This is a genomic window from Agrobacterium sp. a22-2, assembly GCF_012276985.1.
Classification (GTDB): Bacteria; Pseudomonadota; Alphaproteobacteria; order Rhizobiales; family Rhizobiaceae; genus Allorhizobium.
Window position 1 is genome coordinate 1 of sequence record NZ_JAAXMM010000022.1, and the last position, 20,595, is coordinate 20,595.

Sequence of the window (20,595 nt, forward strand, 5' to 3'; positions counted from 1 at the left end):
GGTCGGAGCGAAGCTCCGGGGTGGGGTGACCCACGCCACCCGAGAACATCAAAAGGGTCACCCCACCCGCGCGTTCCGCGCGGCCTCCCCCCTCAAGAGGCAGCCTCAATCGCCGTCGTCACCGCCTCGTCCACCCGATAATCCGCCGCAAAGCGCTCCTCGCGCAGCGGCTTCACCCGGTCGATCGACTGCTGGTAGAGCGGATGGGCCTTGTAGGCGGCAAGCGCCTGCTCGTCGTCGAATTCGCCGTAGACGATAAGGTCGATGCCCCGGTCGAACTGGTCGGTCTTCACATTTGTGCCGATCTCCAGGCGCCGCGCATGGGGAATAGAGGTCAGGATCGACAGGCCGGCCCGCACGGCCTCGACATTGTCAGGGGTGGCGGTGAAGAACACGATATGGCGGATCATGGATGACACTCCGGCAGAAACTTAAAAACAGCAGCCGGCGCGATAGCATGGCCGGCCGCCCGGCTCAATGCGACCGGTTCCCTGAGGCCGGTCACAATGCTGCGGCGCCCCACGGTCCCCGCCGTCATGCCGGCTGCAGGGCCGCCCAAAACGCCCGGCCATAGCCGCCGATCAGGGCTGCCCGGTCGGTGCCGTTGACCACCCGGCGTGCGCCGGTCCAGTCGGTGTGTGCCGCGTCGAAGAATTCCCCCAGCCGCCGGCCGGTAAAGGCGCCGGCCAGCATGCCGGCCACCAGCACGTCGGCGGCCACGTCGAGCTGCATGGCCCGATCGGGATCGCTGACCAGATCGACGCCGAGCAGTGCGCCCAGCCGCTGGTAATTGCGCCTGTGGGTCAGCTGCACGAAGCCGCGGCCGAGCCAGCTCTTTCCCTCCGCGTCGCGCCGCCAGTAGGGCACTTTCACCTGCGGCAGCCGCCCGGCTGCAAAAGCCGCGTCCAGCCGGCGGATCGCCAGCGTGTCGGAGGAGGCCAGCGTCTCGCGCACCGGCTGCAGGGTGCGCGCCGTCTCATGATGGGCGGTCGCCAGGATATAGGCGAGCAGCCGTAGGTCGCCGTCGGGCTGGCGTTTGCGAAAGCTGTCGAGAATGGCCGCAATGCCCGCCACCTGGCTCGTCTTCAGCCGCCCGCCATAGAGGTCCGTGCGGCAGCAGGCATAGAATCGCTGATCGTCAAGCGTCATGTCGGTCCTCCTGAAGCGTGGGGTACGGGCGAAAACGGCGCAGACGCCATGGCACGTCGACCGGGCAATTAACCACGGTCAAATCGCCCACAGGTTTCAATCGTTTGAAATAAATTCAATCGGTTAGAGCGCCATATGGTCGTATTTACAATGATTTAACTCTGTGGAACTTTCCGCCCCGTCAGGCGTTCCGGTGAGCGCAAATGTTAGGTGAGGCACGGTCAAACGCGTGCCCGAACTTTTGGAGAAGCCAGGATGGAAGCGAACAACAGCAAGCAGACCAAGGCAGCCCCGGCGATCATTCCGCCGCATATCGTCGAGCGCCTCGAAAGCGAATGGCGCCAGATGCGCCAGGGTTCCGCCCAGCCCTCCGGCCAATCGAAGTAAGAGATTATCGATCACACGCCTCTGACGCGCGGCTCGCCGGTTCCTTCCAGCAGCAGCGCCGTCAACGCCCAGACCAGCGCATCCAGCCGGTCGGGCGAGCGGCCGGACGACAGGCCGTCGGGGCCGAAATCGCACATTTGATCCTCCAGATCACTGAACCGGGCCGCGTGCAACACGCGGCCTTGTTCGTAGAGGGCGGCCACCGGTTCGGCGCGCAAAAACTTGCCGCGCATCGCCCGCACCGTTTTCACTGGGATCTGCGCGTCGACGCTTTTCAGCACCGCCGCCACCATGTCGCCGCCCTGGTTGATCTCGGCCACCACCCGGTCGGCCTCGAAGCGTCGATAGGCCTTCAGCACGGCCGCCGCCCAGCCGGCGGGACTTTCTCCCTCCACCGAGCAATCGGCCAGCACCATGGCACGCCCCTCGCCCAGCAGGCCCGCCACGACAATGCCGCAGCAGGATTTTGTCCCCGAGCCCGACGGCGGATCGACCGCCACGACGATGCGCCCGAGCGGCGCGATCTGTCGCACGGTCAAAGCCTCGATCTGCTCGCGTTTCCACAGCGCGTCGTCGCGGTCCTCGATCAGCTCGCCGCCCAGTTCCTGCCGCCCCAGCCGCGTGCCGCCATAGCGCGTTTCCAGTGCCGCGATGAAGCCCGGCGCCAGGTTGGCGGCATTGGTCAGCGTCGAGAGCCGCGTCAGCCGCGTGCCGGGATCGGCGATCAGCCGCTTCAACAGCGGCACCGGCCGCGGCGTGGTGGTGATCAGCTGGCGCGGATCCTGGCCCAGCCGCAGCCCGAATTGCAGCATGTCATAGGTCTCTTCGGCATATTTCCATTTGGCCAGCTCGTCGCACCAGGCATAGTGAAACTGCGGGCCGCGCAGGCTTTCCGGGTCTTCGGAGGAAAAGATCTGCGCCACCGCGCCATTCGGCCAGACCAGCCGGCGCCGCGAAATCTCCACTTCGGGCCGCGGCGTCCTGGCAATGCTGGCAATGCCCGACAGTCCGTCGATCATCACCTCGCGGGCGTCGCCCAGCGTCTCGGCCACCAGCGCGATGCGCAGCTCGGAGCGCGACCCGGTGGTGGCCAGCGCCTGCACCCATTCGGCGCCGGCCCGCGTCTTGCCGGAGCCGCGCCCGCCCATCAGCAGCCAGTTGCGCCAGGATCCGTCCGGCGGTTTCTGATCCTGCCGTCCGATCACCGCCCAGTCTGCCGCGCCGGCCCTGACCATCCGGGGCCCGCGCTCGTCGGTCAGCGCATCCAGCGCCGCGCCCAGCCAGTCCTTTTGCACCGAACCTCCTGCCGACCAGTCCGCGTCCTGCCCGTTGCCGCTCACCGTCACCCGCTTGTCTCCTGCGGGCTGCACCACCGCCGGAGCGGATGCCCCGTCTGGCGGATCGTGCTGCGCGGAACCGTCGCCACTGACAGGGGCAAAACCGATCGGTGCTGCATCGGCGCCGTCGTGCTCTTCGACCGTGCCGCGTGCGGCACTGCAGGCCGCCGGCGGCGGAATGGCGTGTGCATCGCCGGCGTCATCGGTCTGCGGCCGGCCAGGTGTCTCGCTGCCCCGTCCCGCAATGCCGTTAGCCAGGTCGGTTCCAGGGTTGGTGGCCTGCCGCACGCTCGCGGTCACCGTGTCCAGCGCCGCCTGCCGTTGCGCGGCCGCCCGCTGTTGCGAAATGGTCCGCATATCCGCTTCGTGCCTCGCTGCCTCCCGCTTCAGCTTCCGGCCGGCGTCCTTAACCGCGAACCGTTCAGCCCGTTTCGCCTGCTGGCGCAGCGCGCGGCTCGGTCGCGGCTTCAGCTCGTCCAGGAGCACCGGGCGGACCAGGACCGGCCCCACCGGGACCCAGGCTGCCAAGGCCATCGCGCTCAAGTTCGGCCCAGCGGGCGCGAAAAAGCGCTTCGGCCCGCTCTTCGGCGCGCCGTTCGATGAGGACGAGCAGCCGGGTCCTGGTCTGTTCATAGCTCTCCCCGTCGCCGCCGCGCTCCAACTCGTCCTGCCGGTCGCGGGCCAGTTGCCGCTGCAGGCTGTCGACCTTTTCGAGCGTGCGCACGATCAGCGACATGGCGTCGCTGGCAGCCTTGGCATCGGCGCGCGCCAGCTTGGCCGCCGCCTCGTCCTGCCCGCCGATCAGCCCGTCGGCACTTTGCCTAAGGTCACGAAACAGCTCGAACTGCGCCCGCATTTCCAGCGTCAGGTCGTTCAGCAGCCGGCAATATTGCTCGGCAGCCGTTGGCTCGTCGGCCGACTTGATCTCCAGCACCACCCGCCCGGCCGCCGCAAAAGCCCGGCGCCCGACCGGTTCCGGCCAGACCCCGAACAGCCCCAGATCGACCTCGTCAAGGTTCAGCATGCCCCGCTCCCGCCCGTTTTCCGGGCACAAAAAAGCCCGGGAAAACCCGGGCGTGAAAAGTGCAAAATCTGTTCGATAATCGCGGGCCACCCGTTCGTAAAATGGGCCACAGCGGTGCCGCATATCCCTTCGCCTCGCTCGCGGGGAGAAGGTGCCGGCAGGCGGATGAGGGGCAATCGCCAAAGTGGGCCGCTCAACCCGCAACTCTCCGACTATGCCTGAACCCTACCAGACCACCGTCACGCCGTCAAGGATTATTTTCCTATTCTTAGATGAACGTTACGGACAACATTCCTTTCACAATTTTTAGCTAGTCGGCACAATATTTGCACCCTCAGATCAAGCTTGAGATGATTACGGTGAGCCTTTTGCATATAGGTGATGCCGGAGAGGTTTCTTCAGTTTATTTGGCAGTGGCCATTTATCGGGCAATGGTGTCTGCACGCCGCCTATGTTGTGCCCCATATCGCGAGCAACATAACCATAGCTCGTAGCCAAATAGTGACTACCTTCAAAACACCAATCGGCCAGCCATTTTGCGTCTTTGGCAGTAATAGGGACATAGTGTTCCGCTAACCGACTTCTGGCGGAGTGCGTATAAATTTGCCCGTCTCCGTTCGTCATCACTCCATTGAATCCATGGACGTACCAATTTCTATATTCTCTCGTCAGATTGAACGTTTTTATGCAATGAGAAATAAGGTCTCGCGTCTCAGATTTCATTGCGCCCATCTCAACCTTTTCATTAGCTATAGTCAGGATGGCATCACATAGGGTGACATTCTGCATGTGTATTACTAGCGCACGATGCTCAACGTAATCACTCTGAGAGGATACCGCCCATAGAAGGCTTTTGACTGAGTTTTCCATCGTGTTGAAATTTAAAATAATCCGACCGATTTGAAGTAATAGCGGATTACAATTCTCTGGTGGCCATTGGAATACGCTCATGACGGCCTCAAGCAAGAGGTTTCACAGACGAGAGGGCGACGAATACCGTCGCCGCCCTCCCAAAATTAAATCAGGACTTTAACTATGGCCGCGGCGCCAAATAGGCATGCTGCCAAGTTAATCTTGATGCTGATAGTGACCGTGGTTCTTTTCCACATGGGCAAAGCCTCGGTCCGTGGCCACGGAACCAAAAGGTTTCGTGAAGCATGCCAAAGTTGCGAATAACCCGTCGCTCTTCGGTTTATCGGGGCACCATTCACGTCACGTGCCGATTCAGGTGCATCCAACGTGCATTCCGGATTACTGCGCGGCTTGGTAAGCGGCACGAATGATGTGCGGCTTCTCCAGCGGCGGGCGCTGCCCCGGCGTTGGCTACAGATGTTCGGATGGCGGGGTGCCGGAAATGCTTTCCAGGTGCCGCTGGCCGGCTGTAGTGATTCGAATTATCACTCGGCTCATTCTTGGAGTCCAGCCGTTGCAGAAGTAGAATGTGATCTATACTCGTTTTACTTGAGGTTCGGCGAGTTCAAATTTCTATCCGAGTCCCCCTCAAACGCCGCCATACTGCTCCCACGCCGCCATGGCGTTGCCGGCGTACATCAGCGAGGGGCCGCCGCCCATGTAGATGGCCATGCCGAGCACTTCTTCAAATTCCGCCTTGCTGGCGCCGAGCTTGATCAGGGCTTCGGTGTGGAAGCCGATGCAGCCGTCGCAGCGGGTGGCGATGGCAATGCCGAGTGCCACGAATTCCTTCGCCTTCTTGTCCAGCGCGCCGTCCTTGCCCGCCGCGGCGGCGAGCGCCGAAAAGCCCTGCATGACGTCGGGGATATCGCGGCGCAGGTGTTTGATGCCATTGGAAATATCGCGGGTGATGTCGGGATAGTGCTTGCTGCTCATCGGGGCGCCTTTCGCAAAATACATATGTTTTTCTATATGTATTAGCCGGCGGCTTAACACAAGCCGTGGCGCGATAAAAAACGGCCGGTCCCCGTTTTTTTAAGGAACCGGCCGTCACCACCTACCCCCTGCCCCCAGGGTTCGGCGTATGCTTGTCTCAGGCGCGCTTGTCGGGCGTGTAGCCGGCGTCGCGAATGGCGGCTTCGGCAAGGGCCGCGTCGCCCTGCACCGTCACCGTATGGGCGGCAAGGTCGATGACCACCGGCGCACCCGGCAGGGCCTCGTGCAGTGCCTGTTTCACCGTGCTTTCGCAATGGCCGCAGGTCATGTCTTCCACATAAAATACCGTCATATCGCTCATGGTCTTGTCCTTCCTGAAATCGGTGTTCCGTGCTCTTGTGCACCTTCCCACCGGGGCAAGGTCAAGAGGCAGAACGGCCGATCCCGGCGGTTTTGCGGCCGCCTGCGACATCGCGGCGCAGGGTCGGTGCAGCACCCGCCAGATCGGCGAGGATCGGACAGTTCGGCCGATGGTCGCCCTGGCAGCAATCGGCCAGGTCCTTCAGGGTCTCGACCATCGAGCGCATGGCGGCGATCTTGTCCTCCAGCTCGGCGATATGGCCGAGCGCCACCTTCTTCACCTCGCCGCTTTCGCGGTCCTTGTCGGCCCAGAGCGTCAGCAGCCGCTGCGTCTCCTCGAGCGAAAAGCCAAGGCTGCGGGCGCGGCGCACGAAGCGCAGCCGGTGCACCTCTTCCTCGCCATAGAGCCGGTAATTGCTGGAGGTGCGGCTTTCCGGCAATACCAGGCCGATCTCCTCGTAATAACGGATCATCTTGGCCGAAACGCCAGATGCTTGTGCGGCCTGCCCGATGTTCATGTCCTCATCCCTTTCCACTCGCAGCGACAGTCATTGCCCCTGCCCCGCCCGCTTCAGGCGCAGGGCATTGGTCACCACGAAAACGCTCGAAAGCCCCATCGCAGCCGCGCCGATCATCGGCGAAAGCAGGATGCCGAAGGATGGATAAAGAATACCGGCGGCCACCGGGATCAGCAAGACATTGTAGCCGAATGCCCAGAAAAGGTTCTGGCCGATATTGCGGATCACCGCGCGGGCGATCGTCACGGCGCGCACCGCGGCCGTCAGATCGCCGGCCACCAGAACGATGTCGGCGCTCTCGATCGCCACGTCGGTGCCGGTGCCGACCGCAATGCCGGTATCGGCCTCGGCCAGCGCCGGCGCATCGTTGATGCCGTCGCCGACAAAGGCCACCTTCTGCCCCTTGGCCTTCAGCGCCTTGACGGTCTCGACCTTGGTCTGCGGCAGGGCTTCGGCCACCACCTCGTCGATCCCGGCGGCCTTTGCCACGGCTTCAGCCGTGCGCCGGTTGTCGCCGGTCACCATGATCACCTTAAGCCCGAGCGCCTTGAGGCCGGCCACCGCCGACACGCTGGTCGGCTTGATCGGATCCGATATGGCGATGATCGCCGCAAGCTTGCCGTCGATCGCCGCATAGAGCGGCGTCTTGCCCTCGTCGCCCAGCCGTTCGGCGTCCGCCGCAAACCGGTCGATGGCAAGGCCGATTTTCACCATGTAACGATCCGCCCCCGCCTCGATGCGCCGGCCGGACACCGTGCCCGATACGCCGAAGCCGACCGAGGCCTCGAACCCGTCGACAGGCTGCAGGCTCAAGTCCCGCGCCTTGGCCGCCTCGACGATCGCCGCGGCCAGCGGGTGTTCGGAGCGGCTTTCCAGGCTTGCCACCAGCGCCAGAACCTCCGCCTCGTCAAAGCCTTCCGCCACCTTGAGGTCGGTCAGTTCGGGCTCGCCGCGGGTGATCGTGCCCGTCTTGTCGAGCACTACCGTATCGACCTCGCTCAAGGTCTGCAGCGCCTCGCCCTTGCGGAACAGCACGCCCAGTTCGGCGGCCCGTCCGGTGCCCACCATGATCGAGGTCGGCGTGGCCAGCCCCATGGCGCAGGGACAGGCAATGATCAGCACGGCCACCGCATTGACCAGCGCATAGGTATAGGCGGGCTCCGGTCCAAACATCATCCAGACGCCGAAGGTCAGCGCCGCGGCGCCCATCACCGCCGGCACGAACCAGGCGGTGATACGGTCGACCATCATCTGGATCGGCAGTTTCGCGCCTTGCGCCTCGCCGACCATGCGGATGATCTGCGAGAGCATCATGTCGGCGCCGACCTTGGTGGCCCGGAAGCGGAAGCTGCCTGATTTGTTGATCGTGCCGCCGATGACGATGGCGCCGGCCTGTTTTTCGACCGGAACCGGCTCGCCCGATATCATCGCCTCGTCGACATAGGAATGGCCGTCGATCACCTCGCCGTCGACGGCAATGCGCTCGCCCGGCCGGATGACGACGATATCGCCCGCCACCACGTCGCCGCTGGCAATGTCCTGTTCCACGCCGTCACGCTCGACGCGGGCGGTCTTGACCTGCAGGCCGGCCAGCCGGCGAATCGCCTGGCCGGTGCGGCCCTTGGCGCGCGCTTCCAGCAGGCGCCCGAGCAGCACCAGCGTGATGATCACGGTGGCCGCTTCATAATAGACATAGCGCGCCTCGGCCGGCAGCACGCCGGGCGCAAAGGTCGTCACCAGCGAATAGAAATAGGCGGCTGCCGTGCCGACCGCGACCAGCGAATTCATGTCCGGTCCGCCGCGCAACAGCGCCGGCACGCCCTTTTCGAAGAAACGCAGGCCGGGGCCGAGCAGCACCGCGGTCGCCAGCGCAAAATAGATGTAATTCAGCGTGTTGCCCGGCAGCGCGCCCATCAGCCAGTGATGCATCGGCGCATAGATATGGCTGCCCATTTCAAGCACGAACAGCGGCAGCGTCAGCAGGCCGGCAATCCACACGTCGCGAGTGAGCGTCGAAATTTCGCGGTCGCGGGCCAACTGGCCTCTATCCTCGTCGTCGCCGGCCTCAACCGCACGGGCCTTGTAGCCGGCCTTTTCCACGGCCTTGATCAGCGCCGGCAGCTGGCTGCGTCCGCCCAGCACCGTCACGGTCGCCTTGTTGGTCGCCAGATTGACCGAGGCCTTTTCCACCGAGGGCACTTTCAAAAGCGCCTTTTCCACCCGCGACACGCAGGAGGCGCAGGTCATGTCATCGATGTCGAGTTCCAGCACCTCCGGTTTGACCTCGTAGCCGGCGGCATGGATGGCACGCAGCAGCGCCTCGGCGGAAAAGCCCTCTGCCGGCGTCACGGTCAGGGTCTCAGTCGCGAAATTGACGGCACTCGTCTCGACGCCCGGCACGCCGGCCGCCGCCTTTTCTACCCGCCGCACGCAGGACGCGCAGGTCATGCCGGCCACCGGCACGGCAATGGTGGAAATCGGCGGAAAAGTCTTGGGTATCTGGTTCATGGCATCACCTCTGATGCCTATGTGGGGCTTCCCACCATGGGAAGGTCAAGAGCCCAATCGCATTTAATTCGTCTCAGAGAATTTCGGAGAAATCCGCCTCGTCGCGATAGGGCTCGAACGCCGCCACCACGCGGGCGCGGATGCTCTCGGGCATCTCAGAACCGCGACCGGCGATACCCTTGTTGAGCCGTTCCCTCTTGGCGGACCCCATGTCGGAAAAGCAGGTGGCCAGCGTGTCGCCGCTGACGATGTCCTCGCCGAGGAAGGCGGCAAGCCTGCGGGCCAGGGCCTCCTTGTCGCCCAGGAAATCGCGCTCGTAGGAGATCCAGAACGGCTTCACCAGTCCCATCGCCTCGCAGCGCTTCCAGCTCAGGTAGAAGTGCAGATACCAGGCGGCATAGCGCTCGACCAGCATGCCGAGCCGGGTCTCCTCGTCGAGGTCGGGATATTTGAGCGGCAGCGAATCGGCGAAATAGACCTGTTCGACCGGCCAACTGGCCGGATACTCCTTGCGCTGGCCAAGGATCATATCGTCCAGGCTGCGGATCGAATCGAAAACATTGCGATAGGTGATGATCGGCCTGATGTTATAGAGGTCGATCTGCCGGCAGAGATAAGGCGTGCAGCGCACATGGTGCTGCGCCACGTAACCCACCCCATTGGTGCCATGCTGGATCAGTGCAAGCTCGTCGGTCTCCTGCTCGCGCAGCGTGATCCCCATGGAATAGATGGTCTGGGCATGCAGGCTCGGCGCCATCAGCTTGGCATCGGGCAGCTTCAGAGACCGGCGCAGGCTGCCGCTGATGAAGGTCGAAGCCGATTTCGGCGAACAGGCCACCAGGATATTGGTCTGCGCGGCGCGCGCCGCCGTCAGCTTGGCGCGCAGGATCGCCGCCGAGAATTCGCCGAAACCGATCTTCAGCCGCTCGGCCGAGTCGGCATCCATCTTGGGTAGATAGAAGGGATTAGCCATGCCCAGCGCCCCGGCCACCACTAGAGCATCCTGCGGATCGGTCTTGAGCAGGAATTCATCGAATTTCGCCCTCACCCAGGCAAGATCGCCCGATGTCGAGATCGTCTTGATGAAGGTGTGCAGGAGTCGTACCATTTCAGGCTTCAAAGGATTGATCTTTCCATTGTCTACAAAGGGATCGTTGTATTGCCGAGGGGGCGAAGGCCGACAGCCGCCTCAATCGTCCTCGCCCAGCAGCAACGACAGGTCGCCTTCGCTGCGGTAGCGGCCCATGATGCCGTGCACCTTGTCGCGAATGACCGATGGCAAGGTGGCACCCCGTCCGGACACGCCTTTGTTGAGCCTGAGCTTCTTGCCGTCGCTGGTATCGCCGAAGGTCTCGGCAATACGGTCGGCATTGACGAATTCGCGGCCGACGAATTCGGCGATACGCTGGCCAAGCGCAGCCTTGTCGCCGAGGAAATCCTTTTCATAAGAGGCCCAGAGCGGCCTCACCAGACCGGCCGCCTCGCATTTGCGCCAGTTCAGCAGGAACTGCACATACCAGATGCAATTGGCATCGACGAGCACATGGAAGCGGTCGACCGGATCCATCGAGGCGTAGTTGGTTGGCAGGCCATCATAAAAATAGTGCGGATTGTCGCTCCGCGCCACCTTGCGCGGCTCCATGAACATGTCGTCCAGGCTCACCAGCGTGTCGAAATAATTGCGGATCGTGACGATCGGACGGATATTGTAGAGCTCGATCTGCCGGCACAGATAAGGCGTGCAGCGCACGTGATGCTGGGCGACATAGCCGACACCATTCAGGCCGTGGCGCATCAGCGCCAACTCGTCGGTTTCCTGGTTGCGCAGATTGGCGCCGAGCACCGAGCTTGAGGGCGGCGTATAGGTCGGCAGGGCCAGCGACACCTGATTGACCTCCATGGCGCGGCAGAGCGCCGCAGCGATGAAGGTGGAGGCCGATTTCGGGGCGCAGGCGAGCAGAACATTGGGTTGGCGGGCGCGCGATGCCGTCAGCCGGGTCCGCAGCACCAGTTCGGTCAACTGGCTGAGCGACAGCGCCAGCCGGCCGGCGCTGCCATCGTCCATGGTCGGCACATAGAAGGGATAGGCGTAGGACAGCGCCGCTGCCACCGACAGCGCCCGCTGCGGCGGAACCGTCTTGACGAATTCGTCGGCCTTGCGGCGCACCCCGGCCACATCGGCATCAAGGGCGATGGCCATCATGAATTCGTGGATGCGCTGATCCAGCCCGACGGTTTCGGCCTCGGCGGGGTTCTCTTTCTGAACGGCTGAACTCATGCGGCACGCCCCTTTTGACGCCGACCATCGGCCGGCAGAGTGGACTTTCGGCAAAGCCTGATGGAACAAGCTTGCGCGAACGTTGCCGTCAGCGCGCTCCGCCCCGCGTTTCAAGCCCTTGCCGCCCGCCTGTCCGGACCGGGACAGACCATCACACCAGCCGGCGGGCGGCCTCTTCGCGGATGCGCTGGATCATCGAGCGCAGCCCGTTGGCACGCTGGGCGGAGAGATGTTCGAGAAGGCGCAATTGCTTGAACAGGTCGAGCGCATCGAAGGTGACGACGTCCGAGGCCTTCTTGCCCGAATAGGCCGACAGCACGATGGCGACCAGGCCGCGCACGATGAAGGCGTCGCTGTCGCCGTGATAGGTCATCACCGGATCGGCTCCCTCGCCGGCCGTCGTTGCCAGCCAGACCTGGCTGGCGCAGCCCTGCACCTTGTTCTCCGCCGTCTTGTCGGCGTCGGGCAGATCCGGCAGCGCCTTGCCCAGCTCGATGACAAAGCGCATGCGATCCTCCCAATCGTCGAGAAAGGCAAAATCGTCGATGATCTCTTGGATCGCTGTCATGATGGGTTCAAGCTCACGGTTCATCTCTGGAATGCTTCTAAACTAACTCGTTGGCGATTTGAACCTGTTGCGGCGCAAAAATGTCGGGCTGCCAATCGCAGGTGAGGTCTGGCAATCGACGGGCAACTGTGGAAGGAATCACCCTTTCGACCCGCCGTTCAGGGATAGGCCATGCCGACCACATTTTCCACGCTTCTGGTTTTCTCTGCCGCGGCGTTTTGCGAGATTGCCGGCTGCTTTGCTTTCTGGGCCTGGCTGCGGCTGTCAAAATCCGCCTTCTGGCTGCTGCCCGGCAGCGCCTCGCTTGTGCTGTTCGCCCTGCTATTGACCTTTGCGCCAAGCGATCTCGCCGGCCGCGCCTATGCCGCTTACGGCGGCCTCTACATCGTCGCTTCGCTGACCTGGCTCTGGCTGATCGAAGGCCACCCGCCCGACCGCTGGGACCTGTCCGGCTCGGCCCTGGCAGTGGCCGGATCGCTGGTAATCCTGTTCGGACCGCGGCCGGCGTGATTCGCCCCGGCCGACAAGAAAAAACCGCGAGGTGTTTTCACACCCCGCGGCATCAGCAAAACGCTGAAGGCGACAGTTGGGACAGGCACGACAGGCAGCGGGTCATGGTCTCCGTGAACCCACGGTAACGGGCCGCTGCAAGGGGTGGAGCGGGCAAGCGAGGCTGCCCGGAAAGGGATGGCAGAATAAACGGGTGTCTAGTCTCAGAGGACGGGTTTCGGCCGCGGCGTCGGGATGGTCGGCATGACAGTGCCGGTGACGATCACGTCGGATGCGGCGCCCGGGCGGCTCTCGTCAGTCTCAGCCAGCGCCTGGTTCTCGCCCGGCGCATCGGCAAATTGTTTGCCCAGCATCTGGTAGGCGACGAAGGCGCCTTCGCGGGCCCGCAGCCCCAGTGCATTGAAGGTCTCGACGCCCTTCACGCAGACATCGGGCTTCTCCATGCACAGACCGCTGACATAATCATAGGCGCCGGTGGCAGCGGCAATTGCCGAACCGATTTCCAGCTGCGGCCCTTTCGCCTCTTCGCCGGGCTGCTGCCCGTTGAAATAGGAAAGCGCCACCAGAACCATCGAGAACCAGAACGTTCCTTTGATCAGAAACCACATCGTCTTCACCTGTTTCCTGTTGCGACAGCTTGATCCGTGTCGCGCCGGTATTGTCTCCGGCTCTTGGAAAGCGACCCTAGCGACGGGTCGCAAAGATCGCTTTTCAAAACTCGTTCGGTTTTTCGCCGAATTTGCTTCAAATGCTGTTTTTCGGCATTTGACCTGCATTTGTCTCAAATTCTAACGACCGGTGTTAAGCATAATTGAGGCACCCGCCCGACGTTCCACAGGCTTTCGCAAGGTCCGCCTGCCACAGGTCTTAACGCACAACAAAAACAGAAGATAAATCCAACGCTTACGGGCTGTTAACCACGAAATCGAAAGCCTTGGCCATTTGTCCCATTATGGGCATTCCGCGGCTTTTGACAGGGTTTCACGCCTTTCCTTTTATCGTTTCCTTAAACCCGCAAGGCCTATGGTTTGGGCCTGAAAAGGGACCGCTCTGCGGAATTTTGGCGTGCAGGTATTGAGTAAAATCGCTGATCGAGCAATCGCTGTCGTGGACCGTGCAGCCCATGGCTGCCTGGTGCGCATGGGCGATACGCCGGAGGCCCGCACGGCAGAAATCGCCATCCTGCGCAGCCTGTTTTTAGCCTTCCTGGCGCCGCTGATTGCTGCCCCCCTGGCGCTCTCGATGATCATCAGCCCCGCCGTTGCCCTGCCGCTCGGCGTCTCGGTGGTGGTTGCCGTGCTGCTGATTTCGTCCGTGTCGGCGCTGGCCGTTCTGCGGCTGCGCGGTCCGGTGGGCGCGAACGATGCGATCGATCCCGCAGGCGTCGGCCTGCCGCTCGAGGTCTGCCCCGGCATGGTCCTGTTTCTTGATCAAAACGGCATCCCGCAATCGGCCGGCGGGCGCGATGCGGCCCTCTACATTCCCTATCTGCGCGAGCCGCTGGAGCGTGCCTTTGCCGAACAGGTGCATGTCACCGATCGCATTGCCTTTGCCAGCGCCTTCGACCGGCTGCGCCAGGGCGACGACGCGGCAGCGGTCGAGGTTCGCCTCGGCCGTCCGGCCAGCGGCAGCGATGCCGGCCGTTTCATGAATGTGCGCCTCGATCTTTCGGCCCGCCGCGATGCTTATGGACAGTTTGCAGGCGTCGTCGGCGTGATGCGCGATATCACGGCGGATGTTGCCGCCCGCGCCGAAATTGCCCGGATGGCCGGCGAGGTCGATCAGGCCAACGATGCCAAGTCGCGCTTCCTGGCCGCCGTCAGCCACGAGATGCGCACGCCGCTCAACGCCATTCTCGGCTTTTCCGATATCCTGATCGGCGAGTATTTCGGCCGCCTGGAAAACGACCGCCAGCGTGAATATGTCCATCTGATCCGCCAGTCGGGCGGCCATCTCTTGTCCGTGGTCAATGCTATGCTGGACATGAGCAAGATCGAGGCCGGCCGCTACGAACTGATGCTGGAACCCTTCCCGATCGCCGAAGCGGTCAGCGAATGCGAAAGCATGCTCGGCCTGCAGGCCCGCGAAAAGGGCCTGACGCTGACCAGCCGCCTCGGCCGGGGCCTCGGCGAGGTGACCGCCGACCAGCGCGCCATCCGCCAGATCCTCATCAACCTGGTCGGCAATGCCATCAAGTTCACGGAAGCCGGCGGCGCCGTCACCGTCGATGCGACGATCGAGGGCGGCGACCTGAAGCTGTCGATCAGCGATACCGGCATCGGCATCGCACCCGACAAGATCAAATTGCTCGGCCAGCCTTTCGTGCAAATCCAAAACGACTATAACCGCCGCTACGAAGGCTCCGGCCTCGGGCTGTCGCTGGTCAAGGGCCTGGTCGCCCTGCATGGCGGCCGCTTCGCGATGACCAGCCGGGTCGGCGAAGGCACCGTGGTCAGTCTCACGGTTCCGGCCGACGGATCCGGAACGGGCCGCGAGGATATCGCCGGCGACGGCAAGATGATCGAATTTCCGCCACGGTTGAAAGCCACCGTCGAACGGGCCGAAGGGCAGAAAGAGGAAAGACTGGATGACGACGCGAAAGCGAAAATCGCCTGAGAAGAAGAAGCCTGCTCGCCGCGAGCCGGGCGTCTTTCTTGTAGGCGCCGCCGCGGTCGGTCGGCTTGTCCTGCGCCATCCGACGCTTGTCGGCGGCGTTGCGAGCTTCGTCGTGGTCTTCGGCTTCATTGCCGCCAATGCGCTCTGGTATCAGCCCGGCGGCCACCCCGCGCCCTTCCTGCGCACCCGCGATTCGAGCGACCTCAACGCCATGGCCGGCGTCAGGCGCGCCTCGACCGATCCGGACCCGGCCGACGTCACGACATTCAAGATCGAACGGGCCGATCCCGACGCCCCGGCGGAGACCGCAACCGCGGCCCAAACCCCGGCCACGCCGGCTGCGCCAATGCCGGCCGCCGCTGCCGCCGCACCCGAGGCCGACCCGGCGGTGCTGATCCAGCAGATCCAGCAGGAACTGGCCGATCGCAAGCTCTATGATGGCCCGGTCGACGGTCGCCGGGGACCGAAGACGGCTGCCGCCATCTCCGCCTTCCAGGCCTCCATCGACATGCCGGTGAGCGGCGAGCCGAGCGCCGAGCTGCTGGCCGCCCTGTCGATCGACCGCGGCGCCACGGCGGCCGTGCCGCGTGACCGCCCGGCGGTGGACCTGGCCTCGGCGCAATCGGCCATCGACCCGGTGGCCGCGGCCATCCGCAGCGCCGAAAAGAGCATCGTCACCGCTCCCTCGACCCAGCCCCAGGCGGCCCGCGGCAAGCCGCAGCCGAGCCCACCGGCCGAACTGGCCTCGGCAGAGCCCGGCCAGGGTGTCGGTGGTGCCGAAGCCGCCGGCCTGATCATGGAGATCCAGCGCGGCCTCAGCAACATCGCCTATACCGACATCACCGTCGACGGCGTGGCCGGCGAGCAGACGCGCGCCGCGATTCGCCATTTCGAGCGCCATTACCGGTTGCCGGAAACCGGCCAGCCGAACGAAGCCGTGCTGAAGAAGCTGAAATCCATCGGCGCGCTCTGACGCGACCCATCTTTCATGCCTGTCTTTCATGCAGAACTTGTACTTTAGTGCAAGGCGGCAATTCGTGGTTTTTTAACCATGACGCGCCATACTCGTCTTCCGATGGAGGATGGCGGAATGAACACGCATAACATGCTGGCGATGGTTGAGGACATGACGCAGGACGGTGGACAACCCTCCGCCGACGCCGAAGCCTTGCGCCAGATCATCGGCAAGATGGCCCACGAGGCCTCGACGCTTGGCATCGACCTGGTCGACATCGCCGGCGCCATTCAGGACATGGCCGCCATGTCGAAACGCCATGCCGGCACGTTCGACAATGTCACCCAGACGGCGCTGGCGATTGCCGAAACCAACAACCGGGTGGCCGCGGCGCTCCGCGAAACCGACGAGACCGCCGGTCAGGCGCGGCAGATGCTGAGCGACTCGGCAACAAGGCTGTCGGGCGCCGTCGGCAAGATCGACCTGATGGTCACCGCCTCGCAGGAAATCACCACCGAGATCGGCAGCTTCTCCAATTCCCTGACGGATGTCGACAAGGTGGCCGAGGAAATCGGCATGATCGCCCGCCAGACAAATCTTCTGGCGCTGAATGCCGCCATCGAGGCGGCACGCGCCGGCGAGGCCGGTAAGGGCTTTGCCGTGGTCGCCGCCGAAATCCGGGCGCTCTCCCTGCAGACCTCCCAGGCGACCGGCTCCATCCAGACCATCCTCAACGAGATCCGCAGCAAGATCAGCCGCCTGTCGGATGCCGGACGCGGCGCCAGCACCAGTGCTGCCGACGTCAAGCAGACCTCGGAGGCGATGAACCGCTCGTTCGGCGCGATGGAAGGCGTGATCACCCGCATTCTCGACGGTTCCTCCGTCATGGCCGAGACCACCGAGACGGTGGATCGCCAGTGCGCCACCTTCGTCGCCACGCTCGGCGAAATGTCGGCCGATGTGCTGAGGTCGGATACCGCCCTGCAACAGGCCGCGGTGCGCGTCGAGCGGGTGGTCAACCTGTCGGAAACCCTGATCCAGCTGACCGCCAGCGCCGGCATCGAGACCGCCGACAGCGAATGGATCGACCATGCCCAACAGGTCGCCGCCCGCATTGCCGAGGCCTTCGAGCAGGCCGTCGACGGCGGGCGGATCAGCATGCAGGATCTGTTCGATCGCAATTATCGACCGATCCCCGGCACCGACCCGGTACAGGTCATGGCGAAATTCACCGAACTGACCGACCGCCTGCTGCCGCCCATCCAGGAACCGGTTCTGGCTCTAAGCGATCGCATCGGCTTTTGCGCGGCCATCGACACCAATGGCTACCTGCCGACCCACAACAAGAAATTCGCCGCCCCGCAGCGTCCGGGCGATCCGGTGTGGAACACCGCCAATTGCCGCAACCGCCGCATCTTCAACGACCGCGTCGGCCTTGCCGCCGGCCGCAGCACGGCCCCCTTCCTGGTCCAGACCTACCGCCGCGACATGGGCGGCGGCGTCCACGTCGTCATGAAGGACATCTCCGCCCCCATCCTCGTCCACGGCCGCCACTGGGGCGGCCTGCGGCTCGCCGTGCGGGTTTGAGTTCCATCACGTAACGTCTGCGTGGACAGGTATGGATACCGGGTTGGTTAGTACGCTTGGTACCCCCCTCTGGCTTGCCAGCCATCTCCCCCACACGGGGGGAGATCGACTCGCGGTTTATCCCCTATGAAAAGATTCCCCTCCCAAACCTTCCCCACAAGGGGGAGGGCTTGACCCAGCCGCAACTGCGGGTGGATGGAGCCGAGCGGCGTCCACGAGTCTTCTCCCCCCTTGTGGGGGAGAAGGCCGGCAGGCCAGAGAGGGCCATTTCTCATTTATAGATCCCGCCTGGCAGGGCAGAGGGGGGTAGCGGCATGTCAAGGCGGCAATGGTTTGCGACGTGCAACCCGGCAATGTGCTGCATCCGGGGCATTGACGACACCCCCTACCCACCCGCCACCACCAGCAGCGACCCGATCTCGTCTGTCTCGATCTCCACCACCCAGAGATCCGCATCGAAGCGGGCCTCCCGTTCGATCAGCGCGTCGAGCGCGGCCGGCTCAGTGCGGGCCAGGCGGATTTCGAAGATGCGGTCGCCGTCGCTGTCGTCGTCGGTAAGGAAACTCTGCGGCGCCGGGCCATAGAGCGTTTCCAGCCCGTCGCGAAAGCGCTGCCGCACGAAGATGGCGCCGGCGGCATCCGCGCCCTTGCGGGCAACCGCGGCAAAGCCGCCCTGGCTGAACACTCGGCGGATGAGGGCAGAAACGACGATGTCGGAGCGAAGGCGCATGGCATGGCTTTAGCGCAGCCGGTGCCTGAGCGCAAACGACATGGTGATTGTGGCCGCGCCGGACGCTATGGCGGCGCCACGGAAAGCCGGAGCCGACGTTACCGTCCCCGGGACCGCAGCCCGGCGCGCTCGCGCGGGCGGGGCCGGCCGGCCGATGATATGGTCGGGATGGCATTGGCGGCGACCGGGCGGTGGTCGGCTTCAGTCTCCTCGCCGTCGCGATAGGTATAGCTGTCGGCCCGCAGCCAGGCCTCGATGCGATCTTCGCATTCGGCCGCGTCGAGCGAGGCCAGCAGCATGTCGGCCCGCGTCGTGGTGCCGGTCTCATTCTGGGCCAGATGGGGATAAAGACGGGTCAGCACATAGGCGGCATCCAGGCCGTTCATGCCAAGGCCCGTCAGCGTCGCGCCGAGTTGCCGGCCGGAGATGTCGAGCATGATGCGCTCGGCAAGCCAGCGGCTGGAGGTCAGCACGTCGCACAGCGTCGAGGCGAAATGGCTGGATTCCCGGGTGCGGGCAAAGCGCACCAGCAGCGCCTCCTGCATCGGCGTCAGGCTGCGCAGGCCGAGGCGATCGTGGCCGGGACGGTTGAGATGGCCGGAGAGCTGCTTGATCTGCTGGCGCAGCAGTTCCTCGCGCTCCGACCGGCTGGGTGCAGCAGCATCGGGCCGAGACGCCGGGGCCTGGGCCTGGGCGTCTGCCGACGGCGACAGGCTGGCGGATTGTGCCTTGGGGCGGTCGGCGGGGCCGGTGACGGCGTCGGGCCGCTGCTTGACATGGCGAAGGCCGACCAAAGCGTCGATGACCCCCGGCGACAGCGCCTCGCGCCGGACGATGGCGCGCGCATGGGCCTCGCCCTGGCTGCGGGCGATCATGATCAGCAGGTCATCGGTCAGGCAAGGAGACGAGGCGAGAAAGGGCGCGGCAATCGCGATCGGCTGGCTGGCCACGAACAGGGCAACAGCCGGCGGCACGTAGTCGCATTGCGAAAGGGCTGCCACCGCCTGACGGCGCGCCTCGTCGCTGGAGGCCTGGAACAGGGGGGTAAACAGTTCGGCGAATTGCCGGAGTTCAGATTTCATGGGATGCCGCAGGCTTTCAAAACTGGTCACCATCGCCATCAGCACCACATCCCGCTTTCGGCTGGCCAATGGCTTTTCAAGTTCCCGAAACTGATCGTTCACGACGCTTTACCCGATATGACGCTGTACTGACTTGCATCACATTAGAAGAAATTCGTTAGAAAGCTGTTAACCATCCCCTCTCCGCTGTGGCCTTCATGTCACGCCACCGGGTTGAACGAGCCGGATACCGGCACCCCGCCGCCTTGGCCGCGATGCATTAGCGATCTGTTAACCATCGTGTGTCTCTATATATGTTCAAGCCGGCTAATATGCCTTTTGATGCGGCTGTACCGGCCTGAAAATGCAGTGTCGTGCGTATCCCGGACCGCAAGGGTGCTTGACGCCCGGCCAGTTCCGGATCGCTTGAAGAGAAAGGCGCAGATGCTCCTGGTCTCTGTTTCCCATTCGGCAAGAGGCCGGGGAGAGAACCAAGGAGATGCGTTGGCCCTTTTATCGAGGAAGGGCAGGGTGAAATCACGTGTCTCATCCGTCTCGATTACAACATGGAGACGAGAATGGCTGAAATTGTGAAGATCAAGGACCGTCTGGAACGACGCCTTGCCCCGAAACCTACACCAGGCCGGCAGGCCAAGATCCTGTTGTTTACCGGCGTGCGCTATCTGCGCGACGAGATGCCGTCACTCGGCCATCCCGCCATGCCGGCGACCAGCGGCCATCTGATGCGCCACGATCCGCATCCCTTCGAAGGCTGACGATACCGTCGCGCTTCAAGGCCGGCTGAGGGCGACCGGAGAGCGTAGCGGTGTGCCGTGTGCTCGAACGGTGCAGTTCCTGTCCGTGCCCCGGGTCGGCCGATAGGCAGAATGAAACACTGCTGCCGATCCGGCGGCTGCGGGCACCAGAACCTCGCCGCCGGCCCAGGCCGGAATCTGGCGCCAAACACACCGCGCTTGCGTGCTGCTGCCGCAAGCCGCCCGGTCATCGGCGCGGGGCTGCATGCTCCTGTTGTGCCGGCCCTCTGTTGGTCTTACCTCCCATATATGTCCTGAGAACGTTGCGAAGCGGCTGCGACGTCCGGCGCACCGCGACGCGGCTGTGACGCCCTGCATTCCCGTCCGGCGCTAAAAGGCCTATA

General features: G+C 63.9%; 21 protein-coding genes. 6 read left to right on the plus strand and 15 right to left on the minus strand.

The window, feature by feature from the left end; all coding sequences use genetic code 11:
• Positions 1-92: 92 nt before the first annotated feature.
• A complete protein-coding gene (locus HFC70_RS24530) occupies positions 93-410 on the minus strand; it encodes a Dabb family protein (protein ID WP_168475940.1) in 318 nt (105 codons plus the stop codon).
• A gap of 124 nt (positions 411-534) precedes the next feature.
• Positions 535-1,149 carry a glycoside hydrolase family 19 protein gene (locus HFC70_RS24535; RefSeq protein ID WP_168475941.1) on the minus strand — a complete coding sequence of 205 codons (615 nt, stop codon included), beginning with the start codon at positions 1,147-1,149 and terminating at the stop codon, positions 535-537.
• A gap of 255 nt (positions 1,150-1,404) precedes the next feature.
• Between HFC70_RS24535 and HFC70_RS27185 the strand changes: the two genes are divergently transcribed.
• Entirely contained in the window at positions 1,405-1,536 is a 132-nt protein-coding gene (locus HFC70_RS27185; RefSeq protein ID WP_256368943.1) for a hypothetical protein, read from the plus strand.
• Positions 1,537-1,547: 11 nt separating this feature from the next.
• Here HFC70_RS27185 and HFC70_RS24540 read toward each other — a convergent pair whose 3' ends face one another.
• The 10 genes from HFC70_RS24540 to HFC70_RS24585 all read right to left on the minus strand — a co-directional run bounded on the left by HFC70_RS24540 (position 1,548) and on the right by HFC70_RS24585 (position 11,977).
• Entirely contained in the window at positions 1,548-2,771 is a 1,224-nt protein-coding gene (locus tag HFC70_RS24540; RefSeq protein ID WP_246735945.1) for a DNA-packaging protein, read from the minus strand.
• A gap of 523 nt (positions 2,772-3,294) precedes the next feature.
• A complete protein-coding gene (locus HFC70_RS24545) occupies positions 3,295-3,897 on the minus strand; it encodes a hypothetical protein (RefSeq protein ID WP_210259430.1) in 603 nt (200 codons plus the stop codon).
• Between the two features lie 354 nt (positions 3,898-4,251).
• Complete coding sequence (locus HFC70_RS24550; protein WP_168475943.1) at positions 4,252-4,848, minus strand: hypothetical protein; 597 nt, start codon at positions 4,846-4,848, stop codon at positions 4,252-4,254.
• 549 nt (positions 4,849-5,397) lie between these two features.
• The gene (locus tag HFC70_RS24555; RefSeq protein WP_168475997.1) at positions 5,398-5,745 is read right to left on the minus strand and encodes a carboxymuconolactone decarboxylase family protein; all 348 of its coding nucleotides are present in this window, start codon (positions 5,743-5,745) and stop codon (positions 5,398-5,400) included.
• Positions 5,746-5,902: 157 nt separating this feature from the next.
• The gene (locus HFC70_RS24560) at positions 5,903-6,106 is read right to left on the minus strand and encodes a heavy-metal-associated domain-containing protein (RefSeq protein ID WP_246735942.1); all 204 of its coding nucleotides are present in this window, start codon (positions 6,104-6,106) and stop codon (positions 5,903-5,905) included.
• 61 nt (positions 6,107-6,167) lie between these two features.
• A complete protein-coding gene (cueR, locus tag HFC70_RS24565; protein ID WP_168475944.1) occupies positions 6,168-6,623 on the minus strand; it encodes a Cu(I)-responsive transcriptional regulator in 456 nt (151 codons plus the stop codon).
• A 30-nt stretch (positions 6,624-6,653) separates the two neighbouring features.
• Positions 6,654-9,131 carry a heavy metal translocating P-type ATPase gene (locus HFC70_RS24570; protein WP_168475945.1) on the minus strand — a complete coding sequence of 826 codons (2,478 nt, stop codon included), beginning with the start codon at positions 9,129-9,131 and terminating at the stop codon, positions 6,654-6,656.
• A gap of 73 nt (positions 9,132-9,204) precedes the next feature.
• The gene (locus tag HFC70_RS24575) at positions 9,205-10,239 is read right to left on the minus strand and encodes a hypothetical protein (RefSeq protein WP_168475946.1); all 1,035 of its coding nucleotides are present in this window, start codon (positions 10,237-10,239) and stop codon (positions 9,205-9,207) included.
• Between the two features lie 81 nt (positions 10,240-10,320).
• The gene (locus HFC70_RS24580; protein ID WP_168475947.1) at positions 10,321-11,409 is read right to left on the minus strand and encodes a hypothetical protein; all 1,089 of its coding nucleotides are present in this window, start codon (positions 11,407-11,409) and stop codon (positions 10,321-10,323) included.
• A 151-nt stretch (positions 11,410-11,560) separates the two neighbouring features.
• Positions 11,561-11,977 carry a SufE family protein gene (locus HFC70_RS24585; protein ID WP_168475948.1) on the minus strand — a complete coding sequence of 139 codons (417 nt, stop codon included), beginning with the start codon at positions 11,975-11,977 and terminating at the stop codon, positions 11,561-11,563.
• Between the two features lie 171 nt (positions 11,978-12,148).
• Between HFC70_RS24585 and HFC70_RS24590 the strand changes: the two genes are divergently transcribed.
• A complete protein-coding gene (locus tag HFC70_RS24590; RefSeq protein WP_168475949.1) occupies positions 12,149-12,487 on the plus strand; it encodes a YnfA family protein in 339 nt (112 codons plus the stop codon).
• A gap of 203 nt (positions 12,488-12,690) precedes the next feature.
• On the opposite strand, the gene HFC70_RS24595 is transcribed toward HFC70_RS24590, so the two are convergent.
• On the minus strand, positions 12,691-13,095 hold the full coding sequence (locus tag HFC70_RS24595) for a DUF5330 domain-containing protein (protein WP_168475950.1): 405 nt from the start codon (positions 13,093-13,095) through the stop codon (positions 12,691-12,693).
• 457 nt (positions 13,096-13,552) lie between these two features.
• Here HFC70_RS24595 and HFC70_RS24600 point away from each other — a divergent pair, with 457 nt between their 5' ends.
• The 3 genes from HFC70_RS24600 to HFC70_RS24610 all read left to right on the plus strand — a co-directional run bounded on the left by HFC70_RS24600 (position 13,553) and on the right by HFC70_RS24610 (position 17,645).
• A complete protein-coding gene (locus HFC70_RS24600) occupies positions 13,553-15,103 on the plus strand; it encodes a HAMP domain-containing sensor histidine kinase (RefSeq protein ID WP_168475951.1) in 1,551 nt (516 codons plus the stop codon).
• Positions 15,075-16,076 carry a peptidoglycan-binding domain-containing protein gene (locus tag HFC70_RS24605; protein ID WP_168475952.1) on the plus strand — a complete coding sequence of 334 codons (1,002 nt, stop codon included), beginning with the start codon at positions 15,075-15,077 and terminating at the stop codon, positions 16,074-16,076. The genes HFC70_RS24600 and HFC70_RS24605 overlap by 29 nt, the downstream gene beginning before the upstream one ends.
• A 132-nt stretch (positions 16,077-16,208) precedes the next feature.
• Positions 16,209-17,645, plus strand: coding sequence for a methyl-accepting chemotaxis protein (locus HFC70_RS24610; RefSeq protein ID WP_168475999.1), 1,437 nt, complete (start codon positions 16,209-16,211; stop codon positions 17,643-17,645).
• A gap of 385 nt (positions 17,646-18,030) precedes the next feature.
• Here HFC70_RS24610 and HFC70_RS24615 read toward each other — a convergent pair whose 3' ends face one another.
• On the minus strand, positions 18,031-18,375 hold the full coding sequence (locus HFC70_RS24615) for a DUF1491 family protein (protein ID WP_168475953.1): 345 nt from the start codon (positions 18,373-18,375) through the stop codon (positions 18,031-18,033).
• A gap of 98 nt (positions 18,376-18,473) precedes the next feature.
• Positions 18,474-19,559, minus strand: coding sequence for a DUF2336 domain-containing protein (locus tag HFC70_RS24620; RefSeq protein ID WP_168475954.1), 1,086 nt, complete (start codon positions 19,557-19,559; stop codon positions 18,474-18,476).
• Positions 19,560-20,014: 455 nt separating this feature from the next.
• On the opposite strand from HFC70_RS24620, the gene HFC70_RS24625 reads away from it, so the two are divergent.
• Entirely contained in the window at positions 20,015-20,212 is a 198-nt protein-coding gene (locus tag HFC70_RS24625; protein ID WP_168475955.1) for a hypothetical protein, read from the plus strand.
• The last annotated feature ends 383 nt before the right edge of the window (positions 20,213-20,595 follow it).